21 protein-coding genes are annotated in these 19,929 nt (G+C 62.2%); 8 read left to right on the top strand and 13 right to left on the bottom strand.

Annotation, left to right across the window (positions count from 1 at the left end; translation table 11 throughout):
• Positions 1-28: 28 nt before the first annotated feature.
• The 6 genes from PH551_RS17620 to PH551_RS17645 are packed head-to-tail and all read right to left on the bottom strand — an operon-like array spanning position 29 to position 6,788.
• Complete coding sequence (locus PH551_RS17620) at positions 29-1,339, bottom strand: alanine racemase (RefSeq protein ID WP_285193972.1); 1,311 nt, start codon at positions 1,337-1,339, stop codon at positions 29-31.
• On the bottom strand, positions 1,332-2,288 hold the full coding sequence (locus PH551_RS17625; RefSeq protein WP_285193973.1) for an amidohydrolase family protein: 957 nt from the start codon (positions 2,286-2,288) through the stop codon (positions 1,332-1,334). Before PH551_RS17625 ends, PH551_RS17620 begins: the two co-directional genes overlap by 8 nt.
• Positions 2,285-3,226 carry an ABC transporter permease gene (locus tag PH551_RS17630; RefSeq protein WP_285193974.1) on the bottom strand — a complete coding sequence of 314 codons (942 nt, stop codon included), beginning with the start codon at positions 3,224-3,226 and terminating at the stop codon, positions 2,285-2,287. Before PH551_RS17630 ends, PH551_RS17625 begins: the two co-directional genes overlap by 4 nt.
• A complete protein-coding gene (locus PH551_RS17635) occupies positions 3,223-4,185 on the bottom strand; it encodes an ABC transporter permease (protein WP_085780733.1) in 963 nt (320 codons plus the stop codon). Before PH551_RS17635 ends, PH551_RS17630 begins: the two co-directional genes overlap by 4 nt.
• Positions 4,182-5,696, bottom strand: coding sequence for a sugar ABC transporter ATP-binding protein (locus PH551_RS17640; protein ID WP_285193976.1), 1,515 nt, complete (start codon positions 5,694-5,696; stop codon positions 4,182-4,184). Before PH551_RS17640 ends, PH551_RS17635 begins: the two co-directional genes overlap by 4 nt.
• 21 nt (positions 5,697-5,717) lie before the next feature.
• Complete coding sequence (locus tag PH551_RS17645; protein WP_285193977.1) at positions 5,718-6,788, bottom strand: ABC transporter substrate-binding protein; 1,071 nt, start codon at positions 6,786-6,788, stop codon at positions 5,718-5,720.
• Between the two features lie 222 nt (positions 6,789-7,010).
• Between PH551_RS17645 and PH551_RS17650 the strand changes: the two genes are divergently transcribed.
• The 5 genes from PH551_RS17650 to PH551_RS17670 all read left to right on the top strand — a co-directional run bounded on the left by PH551_RS17650 (position 7,011) and on the right by PH551_RS17670 (position 12,110).
• Complete coding sequence (locus tag PH551_RS17650) at positions 7,011-7,796, top strand: IclR family transcriptional regulator (RefSeq protein WP_285193979.1); 786 nt, start codon at positions 7,011-7,013, stop codon at positions 7,794-7,796.
• Positions 7,797-8,092: 296 nt separating this feature from the next.
• Positions 8,093-9,445 carry an LLM class flavin-dependent oxidoreductase gene (locus PH551_RS17655; protein WP_085780730.1) on the top strand — a complete coding sequence of 451 codons (1,353 nt, stop codon included), beginning with the start codon at positions 8,093-8,095 and terminating at the stop codon, positions 9,443-9,445.
• A gap of 10 nt (positions 9,446-9,455) precedes the next feature.
• Positions 9,456-10,307 (top strand): ABC transporter permease, encoded by an 852-nt coding sequence (locus PH551_RS17660; RefSeq protein ID WP_285193981.1) that lies wholly within the window; start codon positions 9,456-9,458, stop codon positions 10,305-10,307.
• 39 nt (positions 10,308-10,346) lie between these two features.
• A complete protein-coding gene (locus PH551_RS17665) occupies positions 10,347-11,330 on the top strand; it encodes an ABC transporter substrate-binding protein (protein ID WP_085780728.1) in 984 nt (327 codons plus the stop codon).
• Positions 11,331-11,339: 9 nt separating this feature from the next.
• Positions 11,340-12,110 (top strand): ABC transporter ATP-binding protein, encoded by a 771-nt coding sequence (locus PH551_RS17670; protein ID WP_285193985.1) that lies wholly within the window; start codon positions 11,340-11,342, stop codon positions 12,108-12,110.
• An 82-nt stretch (positions 12,111-12,192) separates the two neighbouring features.
• Here PH551_RS17670 and PH551_RS17675 read toward each other — a convergent pair whose 3' ends face one another.
• From PH551_RS17675 to PH551_RS17705, 7 genes are all read right to left on the bottom strand, one after another.
• Entirely contained in the window at positions 12,193-12,606 is a 414-nt protein-coding gene (locus PH551_RS17675; RefSeq protein ID WP_285193988.1) for a type II toxin-antitoxin system VapC family toxin, read from the bottom strand.
• Positions 12,603-12,869 (bottom strand): type II toxin-antitoxin system Phd/YefM family antitoxin, encoded by a 267-nt coding sequence (locus PH551_RS17680; RefSeq protein ID WP_085780725.1) that lies wholly within the window; start codon positions 12,867-12,869, stop codon positions 12,603-12,605. Before PH551_RS17680 ends, PH551_RS17675 begins: the two co-directional genes overlap by 4 nt.
• A 194-nt stretch (positions 12,870-13,063) precedes the next feature.
• Complete coding sequence (locus PH551_RS17685; RefSeq protein WP_285193989.1) at positions 13,064-13,972, bottom strand: homocysteine S-methyltransferase family protein; 909 nt, start codon at positions 13,970-13,972, stop codon at positions 13,064-13,066.
• 71 nt (positions 13,973-14,043) lie between these two features.
• Positions 14,044-14,733 (bottom strand): ABC transporter permease, encoded by a 690-nt coding sequence (locus PH551_RS17690; protein WP_085780723.1) that lies wholly within the window; start codon positions 14,731-14,733, stop codon positions 14,044-14,046.
• A 12-nt stretch (positions 14,734-14,745) separates the two neighbouring features.
• Positions 14,746-15,471, bottom strand: coding sequence for an ABC transporter permease (locus PH551_RS17695; protein ID WP_085780722.1), 726 nt, complete (start codon positions 15,469-15,471; stop codon positions 14,746-14,748).
• Between the two features lie 12 nt (positions 15,472-15,483).
• Positions 15,484-16,257 (bottom strand): transporter substrate-binding domain-containing protein, encoded by a 774-nt coding sequence (locus PH551_RS17700; protein WP_285193990.1) that lies wholly within the window; start codon positions 16,255-16,257, stop codon positions 15,484-15,486.
• A 49-nt stretch (positions 16,258-16,306) separates the two neighbouring features.
• Entirely contained in the window at positions 16,307-17,086 is a 780-nt protein-coding gene (locus PH551_RS17705) for an ABC transporter ATP-binding protein (RefSeq protein WP_085780720.1), read from the bottom strand.
• Positions 17,087-17,248: 162 nt separating this feature from the next.
• On the opposite strand from PH551_RS17705, the gene PH551_RS17710 reads away from it, so the two are divergent.
• From PH551_RS17710 to mctR, 3 genes are all read left to right on the top strand, one after another.
• A complete protein-coding gene (locus PH551_RS17710; protein ID WP_064807195.1) occupies positions 17,249-17,713 on the top strand; it encodes an Lrp/AsnC family transcriptional regulator in 465 nt (154 codons plus the stop codon).
• A gap of 84 nt (positions 17,714-17,797) precedes the next feature.
• The gene (gene mctS, locus PH551_RS17715) at positions 17,798-19,183 is read left to right on the top strand and encodes a two-component system sensor histidine kinase MctS (RefSeq protein ID WP_085780719.1); all 1,386 of its coding nucleotides are present in this window, start codon (positions 17,798-17,800) and stop codon (positions 19,181-19,183) included.
• Positions 19,180-19,851, top strand: a complete 672-nt coding sequence (gene mctR / locus PH551_RS17720; protein WP_085780718.1) for a two-component system response regulator MctR — start codon at positions 19,180-19,182, stop codon at positions 19,849-19,851. The genes mctS and mctR overlap by 4 nt, the downstream gene beginning before the upstream one ends.
• The last annotated feature ends 78 nt before the right edge of the window (positions 19,852-19,929 follow it).

A 19,929-nucleotide genomic window follows, 5' to 3' on the forward strand; every position in this document is an offset into this window, starting at 1 on the left:
TTCCTTTTCTTGCTTTTGAAGGGAGAATTCAGCCGAAGCTTGTGAGATAGGCGGCCGTCACCGAATGGTCTGGCTCGAGACCATAGAGAATGGCGTGGCGGTCAAGGCAGGTGCAGGGATGCGAGATGCCGAACTCGATGACGTCGCCGACGCAGACGTCGCTCCCTTCGGGAAGAGCGACGAAGGCGTGCTGATCGTTGAGGCGGAAAACCTCGGCGCCCTTGAGGTCGCCGAGATATGACCGATCGCGATAGAGCGCCAGCGGCCGCGGCAGCCCCTGGTCCATCGCCACGTCGCGCAGGCCCATGCCTGCGATCGCAAGCCGCGGCTCCGGCCGCGACAGGACCTCCGCCCAGACTCGCAGCGCCGGACGAAAACCCGCCGCCGCCGAAAGCGTCTCGCGGCCGATACGGAAGCCGCCGCGCGCATCGAGGCCGGCAAGGCCGCGCTCGTAGACGCCGTGATCGTGGAAGAAGATGGCGCCGCTTCGCAGGATCAGCCGGCAGGCCGGATCGGCGGCAACCGCGGCTGAAAGCCCGGCGATCACGAGATCGAAAAACACCGAGCCGCCTGATGTCACAAGAAGCGGTCGGTCAGGGCCTGTGCGGGCGCGCACCTTCGACAGAAAATCCGCCGTCATTGCCATCAGAGCCTCGATGCGAACAATTGTCTCTGCCGCATCGGCGGTCGCGGCAGCACCTTCATAGGCAGCAATGCCGCTCAACCGGAAGGTCGACGTCTCGGCGGCAAGAATTGCATCGAGAACTGCCTCAGCGGCAGCGGCGCTGCGGATGCCGGCCCGACCCGCGCCGAGCTCCACCAGCAGGCCCAGAGGCGGCAGGTCCGTACGCTCTCGCCACGCCGACCGGAGCGCTTCGACGAGTGCTGCCGAATCCACGAAGATGTGGAGTTCGGCATCGGCATACCGGCCGAGCAAAGCCGCGAGCCGTCGGGCGGCTGCCGCCCCGCCGATCTCGTTAGCAAGGATCAGGCGGCGTTGTCCCGCCTCGAGCAGCACGGCGGCCTGGCGGATATCGGCGACCGTGGCGCCCCAGGCGCCAGCCGCCACAAGCGCGTCCGCGAGCGCCGTCGACATCGGCGTCTTGGCATGCGGCGCGATTTCGGCAGCGTGGCTTTTTACATAAGCGATCATCAGGTCGACATTGGCAGAGAAGGCCTGCCGGTCGAGCGAGATCAGCGGCAGAGCCATCCTCCCGTCATAAGGCTTCCAGCCCTGTTTGCCGATTTCCGAGAGCGGAAGCGGTGGATGACCCGGCGGAAAGCCCCGCACCCGCTCATCGATCAGCACGTTTTCCCACACAGCATGAAGGTCAGACATGGCAGCCCCTCCCGGCGTCGGCCGGGTCGGCGATCCCGAGACGGTAGGTATCGTTGGCGGTGGCGAAGAACAGGGCGCGCTGGTCGTCCGGAGAAAGCCGCGAGGCGACCGTACGGAAAACCTCATAGACCTCGTCGAAAGAGGCGTGCAGACCTGCGACCGGAAAATCGCTCGCAAACATCGAACGTTCAGGCCCGAAACAATCGAGGCAATGCTCGATCACCGGCCGCAGGCTCTCAAGCGTCCAGTTATTGTCGTAGGCGACGAGATCGGAAATCTTCAGGCGCATGTTGGGTTCTTTACCGAGTGCCCGCAGGCCGCGGCGCCAGAGCGTCATGCCATCCTGCGTCCGGTCGACGGGGCTTCCGCCGTGGTTGAGGACGAAAAGCGTCTCCGGAAAGGCCTGTACGAGCTCAAGCGCTTCATCCATCTGCCAGGGATAAAGCATCAGGTCGAAGACCAGCCCCAGCCGCGTGGCATGCGCAAGCCCCGCCCGCCAGACAGGATCGCTCATGCGATCCGGACTCGACGCAAAACTCTTCGCTGCATCGGCATGCCAGCTGAGAATATCGCGGATGCCGACGACATTGGGATTTTCAGCCTCCGCCTCGATCAGGCGCAGGGCGTCCGGCCGGTCGAGGGCAATGCCGGCGACATAACGGTGCGCCACCCCGGAGCCGCGGTCGAGGCCATCCAGCCAACGGCTCTCCTCCAGCGGGTAGGCAACGGACCAGCCGGCCTCGACATGGACGGTCGCAACGATGTTCTGACGAGCGGCGTCGGCGCGATAATCGTCGATGCCGTAGTCGCGCAGGATCGGCGCCAAGCTCCCGAACACCATCTCTTCACCGGTCTCCTGCGCTTTCTGAAGCCAGGGATGACGCTGCAGGCCGAGATCCCAGAGATGGTGGTGCGGGTCGATCACCGGCCCATCGTAGCGTCCCGTCATCGGCGCGCCTCGCGACCCGAAACGAGCAGAAGCGCCAGGATCAGCGTGCCGAACATGATCGACCGCCAGCCGGGCGAGGCGTTGACGACGGTGATCAGCGCCGTCGCCGTCACCAGCAGGATCGCTCCCGGAATGGTCCCGGCATAGGTGCCGCGCCCCCCGAGGATTGAAGTGCCGCCGAGCACGACGGCGGCGATCGAGGTCAACAGATAGGGATCGCCAATGCCGACATAACCCTGCCGGTTCATGCCGAGCACCAGAATGCCGGCAACCCCTGCGAAAAAGCCCGACAGGGTATGGGCAATCAGTGTGTTGCGCGTGACGCTGACGCCGGAAAGCCGGGCCGCCAGCGGGTTGGCTCCAAGCGCGAGGAAACGGGCGCCGATCGGCATGCGGTGGACGAGCAGCAGGACGACGACCGCCACGGCGAGCCACAGAAGGATGCCGGAGGGAATGCCGAGCGGCCGCGACTGCCCGAGCATGATGACTGCGGGATTGCTGACGGTGACGGCGCTGCCGCCGGCGACGATGACGAGCAGGCCCTGCAGGAAGGTCGCCATGGCAAGTGTCATGATGATCGGCGGGACGCGGAGATAGGTGGCACCTGCGCCGTTCATCAAGCCAATGCCGGTGGCGATGGCAAGCGCCGCCGCGATGCCGGCAAGGCCGGTCGGATCCCATGCCGGCGAAATCAGCGGCAGCAGGATGGCCGTGACTGTAATAACAGCGCCGACGGAAAGATCGATGCCGCCCATCAGGATGACGAGCGTCTGCCCCGCGGCGACGATGCCGATCACCGCGGCGAGCTCGAGAAGGTAGCGCAAATGGCCGTAGGCGCCGAAGCCGCGCAGCGTCAAGCTTGCGACGATCCAGACGAGGGCCACCAGAAGAAATGTCAGCAGCGGCGGGTTGCGGAACGTCGATCGGATGATGTTCAACGTCTTGCCCTCCACGCGCCGAGAAGTTCCGGAACGGCGACCGCGCCGACGATGATCAGGCCTTGAGCGACATATTGCGCGACGGGCGGGAAGCCGAGGAAGAACATGACGTTGATCATGACCGAGAGGAGCAGGCTGCCGCAAACCGCGCCGCGCATCGTGCCCTTGCCGCCGAGGAAGCCGACGCCGCCGAGCACGGCGGCAGCGATCGAGTTCAGCGTGAAGGGCGTGCCGATGACAGGATCACCGGAGCCGGTCTGCGCGGCGACGAAGAGGCCGGTCAGCGCTGCCAGCAGACCGGAGAGCGCAAAAGCCGTGACCTTCACCCGTTCGACCGGCACGCCGGAACGGAATGCGCCGACCGGGTTGTCGCCGGCCGCATAGATGCCGAGGCCGAGCGGCGTGGCGAGAAACAGCTTCCACAGCGCCAGGATCCCCACGAGCATCAGAAAGGCGATGGGTGTATGGCCGGCCAGCACCGTAGACAACCAGTCGGGAATGGCGCCACCTGGCCGCGGCAGCAGGATGAGGGCGACGCCGCTGATGATGAAGGAGCCGGCGAGCGTGACGATGATCGCAGGAAGCCTCAAATAGGTGACGATGGCGCCGGTGGCGGCGCCGATCGCGAGGCCGGCGGCGGCGACCGCGAGTATGCCACCCGGAACACCAAGCGCCCCTTCCATCGTCGTCGCGGCGATCACCGCGCCGAGGCTGACGAGCGGCCCGATCGCCAATGTGATGCCGCCGTTCAGCATGAGCAGCGCCTGCGCCATGGTGACGAGTGCGAGCGGGAACCAGTTCTGCGTGAACTTCGAGAAGCCGCCGATCGAAAGGATGCCGGGAAAGAGCATCGCATAGAGGATGAGAAAGGCCGTGACGACAAGGTAGAGGCCGGCGAGGCCGCGATTGCGGCGCATCTGGATCGAGGGATAGAGCCGGGATTGGGAATTGGTGTTCATGCCGCCTCTCCCTGTGCCTTGGTCGTGACGCCCATGGCCGCACCGACGATCGCTCCTTCGCTGATCTCATCCTGCGACAGCATCGCCGCGACGCGTCCTTCGCGGAGAACAACGACACGATCGCAGAGATGCACGAGTTCGGGCGTATCGGAACTGGCGAGGATGACGAGCCGCCCTTCGGCGGCGAAGGCGCGGAGCATGAGATAGATCTCCCGCTTGGTCTCGATGTCGACGCCGCGAGTGGGATCGTTGAGCAGCAGAACGGACGGATCGAGCGGCAGCCATTTGGCAAGCGCCACCTTCTGCTGGTTTCCGCCGGAAAGCGCCTGCACCGGGCGGGCCGTATCACCCTTGATCGTCAGCCGGCGCGCGAGATCGGCGACGAGGCCGGTTTCCGCCTGCCGGTCGCGAAGGCCCTTGGCGGCAAGCCGTCCGAGCGAAGGCAGGATGAGATTGGATGTGATGGAATGCGGCAGCACCAACCCCTCATGCTTGCGGTCGGCCGGGACATAGACGATGCCCGCGGCATTCGCCTCGCCGACATCGGCGGGCAGGCCCGATTTGCCGGAGACATCCGCCCGGGCGGCTGCGGCCGGAATGGCGCCGTAGAGGCCAAGCAGCAGATCTTCCTGCCCTTGACCCACAAGCCCGCCGATGCCGACGATCTCGCCGGCGCGGGCGGAGAAGGCGATGTCTTGCACCATGCCAGCGGAAAAGCCTTCGACGCTGATGCGCATGACACCGGGCGTGGCGGCCCCGCGCGGCGGGAACAGGTCGCCGGGCTCGCGGCCGACCATGAGACGCACCAGCCCTTCGCCATCGATGCCGGAAAGCGACTGATCTGCAGTGACGCCACCATCTTTCAGCACCGTAACATGCGAGCAGAGCGCCTGCACCTCGTTGAGGCGGTGGGAAATATAGAGGAGCGCCATGCCGCGCCCCTTGAGCGTCTCGATCAATCGGGCGAGGACGCCGGCTTCATGGGCCGAGAGCGACGAGGTAGGCTCGTCCAGAATGAGCACGCGCGGCTTGCGAAACAGCGCCTTGGCGATCTCCACCATTTGGCGGCGACCGAGCGCGAGATCGGCGACCGGCATGTCGAGCGGCTCGCTGAGCCCCACCACGTCGCACACCTCCTGCACGCCGCGGTAAAGCGCTCGGTAATCGATGAGGCCGAACCGGCGCGGAAAGGCGCCGAGTCCGATATTTTCGGCAATAGAGAGACTGGCAGTCAGGCTCAGCTCCTGCTGTACTACGGCAATACCGGCTTTGCGGGCCGCCGCCGGGCTGAAACGGCCGACCGGTTGGCCGTCTATCAGGATTGACCCGCCGTCCGGCTGGAGCGCGCCGGACAGGAGGTTGATCAGCGTGGACTTGCCGGCGCCGTTTTCGCCGAGCAGGGCATGAACCCTGCCCGGCCGAAGGGCGATGTCGACGCCCTTCAAGACGGGGTTGCCGAAAAACCCCTTGAACACCTGCCGGGCTTCCAGCAGGGGGCTTTCTTCCGTCATGACGACGTTCCCCAACGCGGATTACTTGCTCAGCAGCTTGTCGAAGAGTGCCTTGTCATAGTCCGAGTAGATATAGCCGTCAGCCGGGAACTTGTCGGCGCGCGCGAGATAGCTGCCGATCGAGCTGTCGTCGATGACAGGCAGCGGCACTTTGACGAAGGCTGGGACATCCTTGCCCTGCAGCGCCTGGACCGCCGTATAGACGGAGAGCGCCCCGAGCCAGTTGGGCTGCATCGTCGCCCAGCCCTTCAATCCCTTCTCTTTCCAGAGCTCGAGGAACTGGCGGGCATTTTCGCCTGTTGTCGGCACCTGATCGCGGCCCTGACGCTCGAAGGCAAGAACGGAACCGGCCGACAAGGCGCCGCCGAGCGACAGCACGCCGTCAATTTCCGGATTGGCGAAAAGCAGGCTTGTCATCGCTTCCTGTGCCGGCGCGACATTATATTCCGTGTTGGTTTCGGTAATCACCTGGATGCCGGGATTGGCATCGAGAACCGGCTGGGCGCCCTTGCGGCGGTCGTCGCTCACCGAAATGCCGGCCGGGCCGTTCATGACGATGATCTTGCCCTTGCCGCCGAGCTGGCTGACCATCCACTTGGCCGCCGTCGCGCCCCATTCGTTGGAATCGGTGTTGATCTTCGCCGTCACCTTGTCGGTATTGACCAGACTGTCGAAATTCACCACCGCGATACCCTTGTCGCAGGCATCCGATATGACGCGGTCGAGCGCCGTGGAGGAACCGGCGATCACGACGATGGCGTCGACATTGGCATCAATCATAGACTGGATATGCTGGATCTGCGTCTGGGCGTTGCCCTGCGCATCCGTGATCATCAGGTCCTTCACCAGGCCCGCTTTCTTCAGCTCCTCCACTTCGGCCGTAATCGTGCCTTCGGTCTGTTTCATCCAGGTCGGCACCGAATAGATATTCGCCCAGCCGATCGTGAAGGGCGCCTTCCTGTCACCCTTGATGCAATTGGCGGCAGCCGAGGCCGAGCCGGTGGAAAGAACGAACAGGGTGGCAGCAGCGGCAGCGCCGGCGAGAAGGCGACGGCGACGCGGGGCGGAAATGCTGTTTTCAGAATTTTTCATGTCGATCCCCTTTTGTGTGGCAGCGTTAATGCTTGCCATCTGTTTTTGTCCAATATAATGTACATATGATCTAAATACCGGACGCGTTGATCTTATGCGGATTTTTCCGCCTCGCAAGAGGGATGAAAAAAATTTTCGTCGACCGGGAACTACAAGGATCGGTTGACAGATGCGGCAGAGGGTTTGAAAAGCTTGGCCGAACAGAAATTGGGATCGACAGCAATGGACGCAATTCAGGACGAAGCGATCGGCAAGCGTGCCCGCGGGCTCGACCGGGCCTTCGAAATCCTCGATTTCCTGCGCCAGAAGCGACAGGCTTTGAAGCCGAATGAAATAGCAGCGCAGATCGGCGCACCGCGCTCATCGGTCTACGAGCTTGTCAACTTGTTGCTGAGCAATGGCATTCTGGAATTCACGGGCGGCGAGGGGCGAGTTTATCTCGGCCGTAAACTCTATTTCCTCGGCGCCGCCTATGAAAACCATTTCGATTTCACCCGCGAATGCGAGGCCGCGCTGGAACAGCTCGCCGACGAAACGCGGGAGACGGCGCAGTTCTGCATGCTGGACGGAAACAAATATACGGTCGTGCGCATGCGCGAAGGCGCGCGGCCGTTCCGCATTTCGACGGATATCGGCCAGTCGGTGCCGATCCCGTGGACGGCCTCCGGGCGCTTGCTGGTCGCGCATCTGTCGGATCAGGAAATTCTGAACTTCATTCCGTCGCAGGATTTTCGTCTGCCTAACGGCGAATGGCTCGATCCGCAAAGCTTCATCGTCGAGGTCCGCCAGGCCGAGCGAGAAGGTCTCTTCACGTTCAACAGCATCGTCGACAGCTTTACCCATTGTTTCGCCGTGCCGGTGCGGGGCGAGGAGGGTCATGCGGCCGCAACGCTCTGCCTGGTCACGCCGCGCGACGACGGCATTGCGAACCGCGACCGCTACCTCGATTGCCTGAAGAAAGCCGCCACTGGCCTGGAGCATGCCCCGGCTCGGCCGAAACGGGGCTGATACCCGTACACGACGCGCATTGATCGCCGCCGACACTTCCTGCGGGAACTCGCGCCGAGCCACGTGCTTCCTTAAATCTTAGCACGCTCGCTGGGCTCTGCCCGCGTGCACATCGAAGAGCCGCTGCAGGACGAGCTATGCCTCGTTGTGCTCTTCGATGTTGATTTCCAGTTTGAGCCCAATCCCGCAAATCTATTCACTCTTCCCCCGAAACTACGAAATGATGTTTCTCTATTAAATTTATAGAGTACGTAATTAATATTCCGACGGCCAACGACGAACGGAGAGGATGCGAAATGACGCGGAAAATCAGGCTTGGGGCATTTCTTCCCGGCGGTGGACAGCATGTTGCATCGTGGCGGCATCCCGATCAGCCGGTCGACGGTGCGACCAGTTTCGAGTTTCACAAGCAGCTCGCCCTGACGGCGGAACGCGGCCTCTTCGATGCCTACTTCCTGGCCGATGGATTGGCCGTTGGCTTCGGTGGAGCGCGTGAAGGCGGCAACGCCCGCGTGGCCGGCTTCGAGCCCGTCACCTTGTTCTCCGCCCTTGCGCCTCTCACCACCCATCTCGGCTTCATCGCGACGTCCTCGACCACCTATGAGGAACCTTATACGACAGCCCGCAAGTTCGCTTCGCTCGATCTGATCTCGAACGGGCGCGCCGGTTGGAATGTCGTCACCACGACAGGCGACCTCACGGCGCAAAACTTCAACCGAGAAACCCAGCTTCCGCATGCCGAACGATATCGCCGCGCCGCCGAGCATGTCGACGTCGTCCGCAAACTCTGGGAGAGCTTCGAGGATGACGCGTTCATCCGCGACAAGGAGACCGGCGTCTTCTTCGATCCGGCGAAACTGCACGACACCGACCACCGTGGCGAGCATTTCAGCGTACGCGGCCCGCTCAACGTATCGCGCTCGCCGCAGGGGCATCCCGTTATTGTGCAGGCCGGCCAATCGGAGGACGGCCGGGGACTCGCCGCCGCGACGGCTGAAGTCATCTTCACCGCCCATCAGCATATCGAAACCGCCCAGGAGTTCTATCGGGATATCAAGGCGCGCGCCCGCGGACTCGGCCGCAATCCCGATCATATCCTGGTCATGCCCGGCGTATCCGCCTTCGTCGGCAGGACCGAGGCGGAGGCACGCGAGAAGTATGATCGCCTGACCTCGCTCATCCTCGAAGAAGATGGAATCGGCCTCCTCAACGGCCTGACCGGCGGCACGCTCGACCTGCATGGCTATGATCTCGACGGGCCGCTGCCGCCTGCACCGCCGACGGAAGGCATGAAGAGCCGCCAGGCCCTGATCCGCCAGATCGCAGACGAAAACAACTTCACCATCCGCCAGCTCTATCAGTGGATCGCATCGGCCCGCGGCCACTACACCATCGTCGGCACGGCAGAGCAGATCGCCGATACGCTGCAGACATGGTTCGAGAACGAAGCGGCCGACGGCTTCAACATTTTGCCGCCTTGGCTGCCGACGGCGCTCGACGACTTTGTCGATCTCGTCATCCCGGAACTCCAGCGCCGCGGCCTGTTCCGCACTGCCTATGAAGGCAAGACGCTCCGGGAAAATCTCGGCTTGCCTTTCCCGACAAACCGCTGGGCTGCCGGACGCACCGTCCTTGAGGCAGCGGAGTGAGGAGAAACCCATGGCCTACGAAATCAACCAGGCTCTTCCGAGAAGCTTCGGCCGACTGAAAAGCAGCAAAAGCAATAGTTCCGCTCTGGCCTCCCATATACGCGGAGTGCTCGCGGCATTTCTGCCGCGCTACGGTCTGCTCATCAGCTTCCTCGTGCTCTGGCAGCTGTCGAGCACCAGGGGCTGGATCAATCCCGCTGTCTTCCCGCCCTTGAACGTAATCCTGTCGGCGCTGTGGACCAATCTTGCCAATGGCGCCTTGCTCGATGATATCGCCATCAGCCTGCAGCGATCCGGATCCGCCTTCGCCTTCGCCGTCCTTGTCGGTATTCCGCTCGGTCTGTTCATGGGCCAGTTTCGCTTGGTCGAACAGGCGCTTGACCCAATCCTGCAGCTCTTCCGGCAGACCTCGGCGCTGGCGCTCTATCCGGTTTTCATCCTGCTGCTCGGGCTCGGTGAAACCTCCAAGATATTCGTGATCTTCTGGGCGACACTGTTTCCGGTGCTGCTCTCCACGATCGGCGGCGTCAAGGAAGTGGACAAGAAACTCATAGAAATGGCTCGCACCTATGGCGCCGGACCGCTGACCGTCTTTCGCCGCGTCATTCTGCCAGCCTCCGTCCCGGCGATTTTCGTCGGCTTGCGACTTTCGGCGACGACGGCGCTTCTGCTGCTGATCGCTGCCGAGATGATCGGCGCCAATAAGGGCATCGGCTTTCAGGTGATGAACGCCCAGTACAATTTCCAGATCCCGCTGATGTTTGCGGCGATCCTGCTGCTCGCCTTTCTGGGGCTTGCCGCGAATGCCCTGCTCGTTCTCCTGCAGCGCCGTCTCTGCCGCTGGTCTCAGCCGAGCACGTAACCCGCTTCCCCCGATTTTCCTCTTCCGAAAGGACATTCCATGACATTCCATCCCCGCAATCTTCTCCTGCCGGCTGTGATCGCTCTCGGTCTTGCCACGCCGGCCGCAGCCGCCGACACGGTGAAGCTGCGCTACCTCGCCAGCCAGGGCGGTCTTGCCGCCCATGAACTTGCCGAAGCGCTCGGCTATTTCAAAGACACCGGCATCACGTTTGAGAATGTCGGCTATGCCCAGGGCGGCCCTGCGTCTCTCATCGCTCTCGCATCCGGCGACGTCGAGATCGGCAGCGCCGCCACCTCCGCCGTCCTCAATTCGATCATCGGCGGCAATGATTTCGTCGCCGCCTATCCGTCAAACGGCATCAATGACGAGGTGCAGTCGACCTTCTACGTGCTGGAAGACAGCCCGATCAAAACGATCAAGGACATCGTCGGCAAGAGCATCGCGGTCAACACGCTCGGCGCGCATCTCGACTACACGATCCGCGAGGCATTGCATTCGGTCGGTTTGCCGAGCGACTCCGCCAACCAGGTCGTCGTTCCCGGGCCGCAGCTCGAGCAGGTACTGCGCTCCAAGCAGGTCGATATCGCCGCCTTCGGTTATTGGCAAACAACCTTCGAGGGTGCAGCGCTGAAGAACGGCGGCCTGCGCCCGGTTTTCGATGATACCGACGTGCTGGGAGACATTGCCGGCGGCTTCGTCGTCCTGCGCCGCGATTTCATCAAGCAACATCCGGAAGCCTCGAAAATCTTCGTCGAACAGTCAGCCCGCGCCCTCGACTATGCCCGCGAGCATCCCGAGGAAACCAAGAAGATCCTGGCCAAGGCGCTGGCCGAACGCGGCGAGAATCCTGATATTGCGCAGTATTTCCGTGGCTACGGCGTGCGCGCCGGCGGTCTCCCGGTCGAGCGCGACATCCAGTTCTGGATCGACGTGCTGGTTCGCGAAGGCAAGCTGAAGCAGGGCCAACTGGCGGCCAAGGACATCCTGTATACGGCCGATGCAAAACCGGCGAGCAATTGAGGAGGCGTGATGAGCGTCGCTGAGGACATTCGCCGCGGGGAGGTGACGATCCGTCGCCTCTCCAAATCCTACAAGCTGAACGGCAAACCGCTGCAGGTTCTGAAGGATATCAATCTCCATATCCGCTCCGGCGAAAGCCTCGCCATCGTCGGCGCCAGCGGATCGGGCAAGACCACGCTGCTGCGGGTTCTGGCAGGTCTGGAGGAATCCGACGGCGGAGAGGTGCTGGTGGACGGCAAGGCGATACGAGGCGTCGGCGCCGAGCGCGCCGTCATCTTCCAAGAGCCGCGCCTTCTTCCCTGGCTCACCGTACTTGATAACGTGGCTTTCGGCCTGGAAACGAGAGGTCTGACGCGTGAAAAGGCGAGGGAGCGGGCGCGCCGCTATGTCAAGCTCGTCGGCCTGCAGCAGTTCGAGACCGCCTATCCCCGGCAACTGTCGGGAGGCATGGCGCAGCGCGTCGGCATCGCCCGGGCACTTGCCGTCCAGCCGGAGATATTGCTGCTCGATGAACCTCTCGGCGCGCTCGATGCGATGACAAAGATCGGCATGCAGCAGGAGCTCGCACGCATCTGGCGTGACGAGGACGTGACCACCATTCTCGTCACACATGATCTCGAGGAGGCGATCTATCTCGCCGATCGAATCCTGATCCTGCCGCGGGAAAGGGGAGGCGAGCCACGTCTGATCGACATCGATCTGCCGCGTCCGCGCGACCGCAGCGCGCCGGAATTCGTTCGTCATCGTGAAGAGCTGCTGACCCTGTTTGGATTGCATTGACGGATGCTTTGCGGGCGGCCCGTGCCGCCGGCTCTATAGCAACCTTTGCATCAGCCCACGGATCAGCAGCATTTCACCCGACTCATGGGTCAACGAGCTCGATTCCCAAACCTTGGAAATCCCTGGTGTTGCGCGTCGCAAGGGTAAGATCGTGAGCAACCGCGGTCGCAGCGATCAGCCCATCCATCGATGACAAGCCACGGCCGCTCCGCTTTGCGTGGCCCATCAGATCTCCCCAAGCCAGGGCCACCGCTTCGTCCACCGGGATGATGCGCCGCTCGAAACGCTGCGGCAGATCGCGAGCAAGCCAATCGGCCAGCACGTCACGTTTTCGTCCCTTGTCCATGAGGGCGACACCGCGGCGGATTTCTGCGACCGACACGACGCTGATGAAGGAGCGATCCTCGTCGAGCCCATCCAGCCACCCCAGGACGCGCGCATCGGGGTTCGGTTTCGTGACCTCGGACAGGACATTGGTGTCCAGCAGAAGTCTCACAGTTCGCTATCGCGTGGTTCGTCGCGTTCACGCTCGAGATCCAGATCGGCGCCACGCAGCGGTGACTCCATCAGAAATTCGGCCAGCGTCCCCTTGCGGGCGGTCTTGCGTTGCCATTCCTCCGCAGAGACAACGACGACGCTCGGCTTGCCGTTGCGTGTAATTGTCTGCGGCGCGGCTTGCGCGCGTTCGATCACCTCAGAAAGCTTCGCTTTCGCGCTGGCCACGGTCCAGCTTTCGTCGCCTTGCCGTGATGACTGCATGGCCCACCTCCTGACCAGAATGACTATTATGACTATATAAGCCGTGAATAGGAGAACGGCAAGCTTCGCAAAAGAAATGACAGACGCCCGTCGCCGAAGGCGGAATGAGCGACTTGCGCCATGGTCACATATCTCCAAACGATGAAGGTTTGAGCAGCGGCACGGCGACGATTACTCGCGGCCAAGATATCACCTCAGCGCGAAAGCATCCCGTTGAGGCGATGAATATGAGCAGCGCCGATGCCGCAGCAGCCGCCGATGATCGTGGCACCCGCTTCGGCCCAGGAGCAGGCAAAGCGCGAATAGGCGTCGTCATTCAGGTCGTCACGTGTATCGTGCAGGCCCTCGTTGGCGGCTTGCTCGCCGGTTTCTCCTTCGAAGGCATTGGCATAGACCCCGATTTCGATCTGGGCGTTCCTCTCCCGGAACACCCGTGCCGCCGTCTCGACCGCGCCCTGCATGACCTCAGGCTTGCTGCAATTGAACAGGAAAGCCGCCGCACCCGATGACACCGCCCAGGACGCGGCATCCTCGACGCTTTCGCCGGAGCGGAGTTTCGGTGCGCCACCCCTGATCGCCGCCTCGTCATCCGCCAATGTGAAGGAAATCCAGAACGGCTTGCCCGATGCCGCCACCGCTTTGCGAACGGCCTCGCCCTCGGCAATCAGGCTCAAAGTCTCACCGAGCCATAGGTCGACGAAGGGAGCGAGGTTTTCGACCAGCACCTCGAGATAGTCCTGCACTCGGGAAGGCTGGAAATTCTCAGGCTCGTAGGAGCCGAAGATTGGCGGCAGCGATCCGGCGACGAGCACCTTCCGGCCGGTCACGGCATCGGCAGCCTCCCGCGCCAGACGACCTGCAAGTCGCATCAGCGCCGGCCCCTCCTCTTGGAAGCGGTCTTCGCCGATATGGAAGGGCACGAGCGCATAGCTGTTCGTCGTGATGATTTCAGAGCCGGCGGCGATGAATTCCTGGTGCACCTTCCGCACGACCTCAGGCGAATTCATCAGCGCCAGCGCCGACCATTCCGGCTGCTTCAGTTCGGCGCCTAGCCGCAGAAGCTCGCGGCTCATGCCGCCGTCGAGAATTCGCGTTGTGCTCATGAGGTAGTCTCCATTCAGGCTGTCGCGCCGTTACCGGCGCCGGGCTTTTCAAAACATATGGCGAGCTCCGCCTAGCGGCGAACCGGCACCTGCGCTTCGAGACTTCGAAAGACGCGGGCGATCACGGCAGTCAGGGCGAGATAGAAGAGAGTGACGACGATGAGCGGTTCGTAGACGAGCAGCGTGTCCTGACGAACCTTATTGGCGACGGCATAGAGGTCCATCACCGTCACCGTGAAAGCGAGCGGCGTCGCCTTCAACTGCATGACGATCTCTCCGGCAATGGTCGGGAGGGCAATGCGAAGGGCGCGCGGCAGCCAGATGCGGCGGGTGAGCTTCCAGGGCGACAGCCCGAAGGCGCGGCCGGCCTCGAGCTCGCCCTTGGGAACGGCAAGCAGCGCGCCGCGCAGCACTTCAGCCTCATAGGCCGCATAATTCAGCGTGAAGCTGACGGAAGCGAAGAAAAACCCCTCGCGCAGGATCGGCCAGAACAGGCTCTGGCGGATGCCGGGGATCATGGGCAGCAGCGAGCCGACCCCGTAATAGAGGAGCCAAAGCTGGATCAACAGCGGCGTGCCACGGAAGAAGGTGCAGTAGCCGCGGGCGGCGAGTCGCGTCAGCCTGCCGCCGGTGACCTGCGCGAAAGCGAGACCGATGGCGATGACGAAGCCGAAGACCACGGAAATGAGGAGCAACGCTACGGTCTGCCAGGCGCCGGTCAGAAGAAGCGGCCAATAGGAGGAGATCCAGGTGAAACTCATGGCGCGCTTTCTTCAGGCCAGACGCGGCTGTCCCCGCCGCACCCGCCCTTCGATCAATTTGAAGAAGGCGTTGGAAGCGAGTGTGATGGCGAGATAGAGAAGAGCCGAGGCAAGAAAAAAGACGAAGTAGTGTTTGGTGCTTGCCCCGGCGAGGCGGGTGGCGAGCGCCAGTTCCTGATAGCCGACGACCGCGACCAGCGCGCTGTCCTTGGTGACCGACATCCATAGATTGGCAAGGCCGGGCAGCGCATTCGGCAACAGCGCCGGCAAGTGGACGCGACGGAAGCGCAGCACCGGCCCCATGCCGAAAGCCTTGGCGGCCTCGATCTGGCCGACGGGAATGGCAAGGATCGCGCCGCGCAGCACCTCGGTCATATAGGCGCCCTGCACGAAGCCGAGAACTGCGACGGCGGCGACGAAACCGTTCACCTCGACCGGCGGCAGATTGAATGCCGCCAGCAGCCGGTTGAGGCCATCGGTGCCGGCATAATAAAGTCCGACGATCAGGATCAGCTCGGGAACGGCGCGAATGACCGTCGTATAGAGATCGAGCACGAGGCGGAGCACAGGATTGCCTGAAAGCTTTCCAAGCGCACCGCCCGTGCCAAGCAGCAGGCCGACAGCGAAGGCGCAGGCGGAGATGGCGACCGTAGAGACCGCACCTGCCAGAAGAACGCCGCCCCATCCCGGAGGATAGGGGGAGAGCAGGTCCAGAATGCCTTGTTGCCCGGTCGCCATTTCTAGGAGCGCTTACTTCGCGCCATAGATATCGAAATCGAAGTATTTCTTGGTGATTGCGTCGTATTGGCCGTTGGCGCGAACAGCAGCGATCGCCTTGTTCAACTTGGCTTTCAGCTCTGTATCTTCCTTGCGCAGGCCACCCGAAACACCAGCGCCCAGGATCTCCTTGTCGTCGGCGACATCGCCCATATTGGCGCAGCAATCCTTGCCCGCATCGCTTTTCAGGAAAGCGTCGAGCGCGAGGGAATCACCGAAAACATAGTCGATGCGGCCGGAAGCGAGATCCTGGAAAGCTTCGTCGAGCGTCTGGTAGGTCTTTTCCTCGGCAACGGCAGCAAAATACTTCTTGTAATATTCCGACTGGATCGTCGATACTTGAATACCGATGGTCTTGCCCTTCACATCCTCTGCCGTGGCACCCGGCTTCTGGTCCTTGGGGCCGATTAGGGTGCTCGGGGTGTTGTAATATTTGTCGGTGAAGTCGATCACCTTCGAACGTTCCGCGGTGTTCGACATCGACGACCAGATCACGTCGAACTTCTTGCTCTCAAGAGCCGGAATGAGGCCGTCCCAGGAGATCTCGACGATCGAGCACTTCTCCTTCATCTCTTCGCAGACGGCATTCATCAGGTCGATTTCCCATCCCTGCCACTGGCCCGAGGCGTCTTTGGCAAAGAAGGGCGGGTAGGATTCGTTCATGACGCCGAAGCGGACTTCGGCCTGTGCCGCGACTGCGGAAAGCGCAAATGCGACGCCGGCGAGAAGCGTGGGGAGCAGTTTCATTCGCAGGATTCTCCTGGTTCGTGTTGTCGGTAATGGCTCGATGCAGTGATCAGTGGGCGCTAAGGCGGGTGAACTCCCGGCAGCGGGCGCTGACGGGGGCCCCGAAGACGCGTTCCGGCGGGCCTTCCTCCTCGATCCGCCCTTGGTGCAGGAAGAGGACGCGGCTCGAGACATCGCGAGCGAAGCGCATTTCATGCGTGACGATCAGCATGGTCCGGCCCTCTTCCGCCAGATCGCGAATGACTTTCAGCACCTCGCCGACCAGCTCCGGGTCGAGCGCCGATGTCGGCTCATCGAACAGCATGACGGCGGGATCGACGCAGAGCGCCCTTGCGATCGCCGCGCGCTGCTGCTGGCCGCCGGAGAGAAAGGCGGGATAGGCGTCGCGCTTGTCGAAGAGCCCGACCTTGTGCAGCAGGGCTTCCGCCTTTTCGATCGCTTCGCGCCTGGAAACGCCCATGACATGCACCGGCGCCTCGATGACGTTTTCCAGTACGGTCCGATGAGCCCAGAGATTGAAGCTCTGAAAAACCATGCCGAGCCCGGTTCGCAGCCGCTCGATCTGCCGCCAGCTCTGCGGCTGCAGCCGGCCGCCGCGGCCGCTTTTCAGAGCGACCTCCTCACCGTTCACGGCGATGCGGCCACGATCCGGCGTTTCCAGAAAATTGATGCATCTAAGGAAGGTGCTCTTGCCAGAACCAGACGAGCCGATAATGGAGATGACGTCAGACTTATGGGCCTCAGCCGAAATACCCTTGAGAACCTGTTGCGAGCCGAAGCTTTTATGAAGATCTTCGACGCGAAGAGCAGGAATGGGCTGATCCGACATGCATGGGTCCGGCTGAACTGAGTTTGCGAAGGATAATGATAAAGTTGCGCGGTTTTTTCGCGCAATTTCTGCCTCTTCTGCATTTAATGTGCAAAATAATCTTTCTCATGCGGCGAATCAGGCAGAACGCATGAGCCGCGAAACGCCGAAATGGACTGGATAATGGAACAACTGGATCGTTTTGACCGTGACATCCTCGATATCGTTCAGCGCGACTGCCAGCTGAAGGCCGAAACGATCGCCGAGCGGGTAGGTTTGTCGGTCTCGGCCGTGCAGCGGCGGCTGAAGCGGCTGCGCGAGGAGGGCATCATCAAGGCGGAGGTCGCCGTCCTCGACCGGAAGGCGACGGGGACATCAATGGTGTTCATCGTCGGGATGGAGATCGAGCGGGACAATTACGACGCCTTGGCGAAGTTCCGCGTCTGGGCGGAAAAACAGGATCATATCCAGCAGGTCTATTACGTCACGGGCGCGGTAGATCTGATCGCGATCGTGACCGCCCGCGACGTCGAGCATTATGACGACATCGCCGCCCTGATTATGGCTGACAATCCGCAGATCCGCCGCATGCATACGAATGTGGTGCTGCGGGACGTCAAGCTCGGCCTGTTCGTGCCGCTGGAATAGCCATCACCTCATACCGCCGGCAAGCTGCTGGACTCATGTCGGACAAAGGGCATAATTCCGGACGCATTTCGGGAGGAACGAGCCTTGACCCTACGACACCAGATCATCGCATTGGCGATCGTCCCGCTCGTCATTTCGATCCTTGCGATCACCACCTTCATCACCTGGCAATCGGCAAATCTCGCCAAGAACAGCATCGACACATTCGAACAGAACATGCTGAAGACCAAGGAAGGCGAAATCCTCAACCTGACCAATCTTGCCTTGTCCGCCATCCAGACGATTTACGACAAAGCCGGCCCCGACGACGAAGCCGCCAAGCAGCGGGTGGCTGGGATTCTGACCTCTCTCGACTATGGCAGGGATGGCTATTTCTTCGTCTACGACTATGACGGCAACAATATCGTCCATCCGCGCCAGAGTTTCCGGCATGGCCAGAATTGGCTGGACCTGACCGATCCTGACGGCGACAAGGTGATTGCCGAGCTTATCGCCACGGCAAAGGCGGGCGGCGGCCTGCATCAATATAAATGGCAGAAACCTTCCACGGGACAGATTGCCGACAAGCTCTCCTTCGTCGTCAGCCTCGACAAATGGCACTGGGTGGTGGGAACCGGCGTCTATCTCGACGACGTCTTTGCTCAGAGTGCTGCCGCCAACGCCGTGATGCGCGCCAACATCAGGCGAACCTTCGTCATCGTCGCGCTGATTGCCGTGCCCTCGGTGCTCGTCGTCTTCACGACCTGCATGCTTCTGACCTTCCACGAGCGCCGCATGGCCGACAGCCGCCTCAAGGAACTGACGCAGCGGGTCATCGACACCCAGGAAGAGGAGCGCACGCGGCTGGCGCGCGAGCTGCATGACGGCATCTCGCAGACCCTTCTCGGCGTGCGATATGCAATGGACTTCGCCGGCCGCAAGGTCAGGACCAATGTCGACGATGCGGCGCTGACCATCGAGCGCGGCGTCGAGGCGCTGAACGGCGCCATCAAGGAAATAAGGCTGCTCTCGCACGATCTGCGCCCCCGCGTGCTCGACGATCTCGGCCTGACCGCGGCGCTCGAGGCTCTCTGTCATCACTTCGCCGAACGGACGGGGATCGAGGCTGATATCGACGCCTCGGGCTTTAATGGCATGCTGAAGGCGGAAGCCAACACCGCCCTCTACCGCGTCGCCCAAGAGGCCTTCAACAATGTCGAGCGACACTCGGGCGCCTCGAAGCTTTCGGTCAAGCTGTGGAGCGACGGCGGCCGCGCCCGCATGACGATTTCGGACAACGGCACCGGCTTCGACGGCAGCAAGGACGGCGGATCCGGCGGATCGGGTCTCGGGCTGCGCAACATGCAGGAGCGCATGGCCCACTTCCGCGGGCTGTTGCTCATCAACAGCAGCGAGTCCGGCACGACGCTGACGGCGATGATGCCGAGATCGGCCAATCTGCCCGCCGGCAAGCAGGCGGAAGCCGCATGAATGAACGCGCGAAAATCAGGGTTCTCCTGGTCGACAACCATCCGCTGGTGCTGGACGGGTTGAAAGCGGTGTTGGAAACATTCGACCATATCGAAGTCGCCGGTACCGCCGGGCTCGCGCAAACGGGTCTCGAAATCGCCCGGCAGATCCAGCCGCAGGTGGTGTTGATGGATATCAACATGCCGAAACTCAGCGGCATCGATGCGATCGAACTGTTCAGGAACGAGCTTCCCCAAGCCCGGGTCGTAATGCTCTCCATGCATGACAGCCGGGAGTATATATCCTCGTCGGTCATGCATGGAGCAGCCGGCTACGTGCTCAAAGATGTTTCGACGGACGAGATCGTTGCGGCCATCGAGACCGTGGCTGATGGAGGCACCTATTTCTCCTCGGGGGTCTTCGACGCGCTGATGGGCGAACGCGCAAACGAGGGCAGCGATCCCCTGACGCCTCGCGAGCGCGACATTCTAGGACTGATCGTTGCCGGCAGGAGCAACAGGAAGATTGCCGAAGCGCTCGGAATAACCTCCGCCACGGCGGAAACGCACCGAAAGAACCTCAAGAAGAAGCTCGGCATCACCACCACGGCCGGCCTCATCCGTTACGCGCTCGACCACGGTATCGTCTCAAAAGTCAGCGGAAACCCTAGCCTACCCACTTCTGGGTAGACGCCGGCATTTCCGCCCCGCGGCCATCTTGTGACGACAAGACCGACGCCATAGGACTCCATCCGCGGCTGGCCAAGT

It is taken from the genome of Rhizobium atlanticum (genome assembly GCF_030182485.1).
Lineage (GTDB): Bacteria > Pseudomonadota > Alphaproteobacteria > Rhizobiales > Rhizobiaceae > Rhizobium.

Excerpts from the sequence above, each read along its gene's own strand:
- PH551_RS17620 (WP_285193972.1), bottom strand. The coding sequence starts at position 1,339 with ATGTCTGACCTTCATGCTGTGTGGGAAAACGTGCTGATCGATGAGCGG.
- PH551_RS17625 (WP_285193973.1), bottom strand. The coding sequence starts at position 2,288 with ATGACGGGACGCTACGATGGGCCGGTGATCGACCCGCACCACCATCTC.
- PH551_RS17635 (WP_085780733.1), bottom strand. The coding sequence starts at position 4,185 with ATGAACACCAATTCCCAATCCCGGCTCTATCCCTCGATCCAGATGCGC.
- PH551_RS17640 (WP_285193976.1), bottom strand. The coding sequence starts at position 5,696 with ATGACGGAAGAAAGCCCCCTGCTGGAAGCCCGGCAGGTGTTCAAGGGG.
- PH551_RS17645 (WP_285193977.1), bottom strand. The coding sequence starts at position 6,788 with ATGAAAAATTCTGAAAACAGCATTTCCGCCCCGCGTCGCCGTCGCCTT.
- PH551_RS17650 (WP_285193979.1), top strand. The coding sequence starts at position 7,011 with ATGGACGCAATTCAGGACGAAGCGATCGGCAAGCGTGCCCGCGGGCTC.
- PH551_RS17655 (WP_085780730.1), top strand. The coding sequence starts at position 8,093 with ATGACGCGGAAAATCAGGCTTGGGGCATTTCTTCCCGGCGGTGGACAG.
- PH551_RS17660 (WP_285193981.1), top strand. The coding sequence starts at position 9,456 with ATGGCCTACGAAATCAACCAGGCTCTTCCGAGAAGCTTCGGCCGACTG.
- PH551_RS17665 (WP_085780728.1), top strand. The coding sequence starts at position 10,347 with ATGACATTCCATCCCCGCAATCTTCTCCTGCCGGCTGTGATCGCTCTC.
- PH551_RS17670 (WP_285193985.1), top strand. The coding sequence starts at position 11,340 with ATGAGCGTCGCTGAGGACATTCGCCGCGGGGAGGTGACGATCCGTCGC.
- PH551_RS17680 (WP_085780725.1), bottom strand. The coding sequence starts at position 12,869 with ATGCAGTCATCACGGCAAGGCGACGAAAGCTGGACCGTGGCCAGCGCG.
- PH551_RS17685 (WP_285193989.1), bottom strand. The coding sequence starts at position 13,972 with ATGAGCACAACGCGAATTCTCGACGGCGGCATGAGCCGCGAGCTTCTG.
- PH551_RS17690 (WP_085780723.1), bottom strand. The coding sequence starts at position 14,733 with ATGAGTTTCACCTGGATCTCCTCCTATTGGCCGCTTCTTCTGACCGGC.
- PH551_RS17695 (WP_085780722.1), bottom strand. The coding sequence starts at position 15,471 with ATGGCGACCGGGCAACAAGGCATTCTGGACCTGCTCTCCCCCTATCCT.
- PH551_RS17700 (WP_285193990.1), bottom strand. The coding sequence starts at position 16,257 with ATGAAACTGCTCCCCACGCTTCTCGCCGGCGTCGCATTTGCGCTTTCC.
- PH551_RS17705 (WP_085780720.1), bottom strand. The coding sequence starts at position 17,086 with ATGTCGGATCAGCCCATTCCTGCTCTTCGCGTCGAAGATCTTCATAAA.
- PH551_RS17710 (WP_064807195.1), top strand. The coding sequence starts at position 17,249 with ATGGAACAACTGGATCGTTTTGACCGTGACATCCTCGATATCGTTCAG.
- mctR (WP_085780718.1), top strand. The coding sequence starts at position 19,180 with ATGAATGAACGCGCGAAAATCAGGGTTCTCCTGGTCGACAACCATCCG.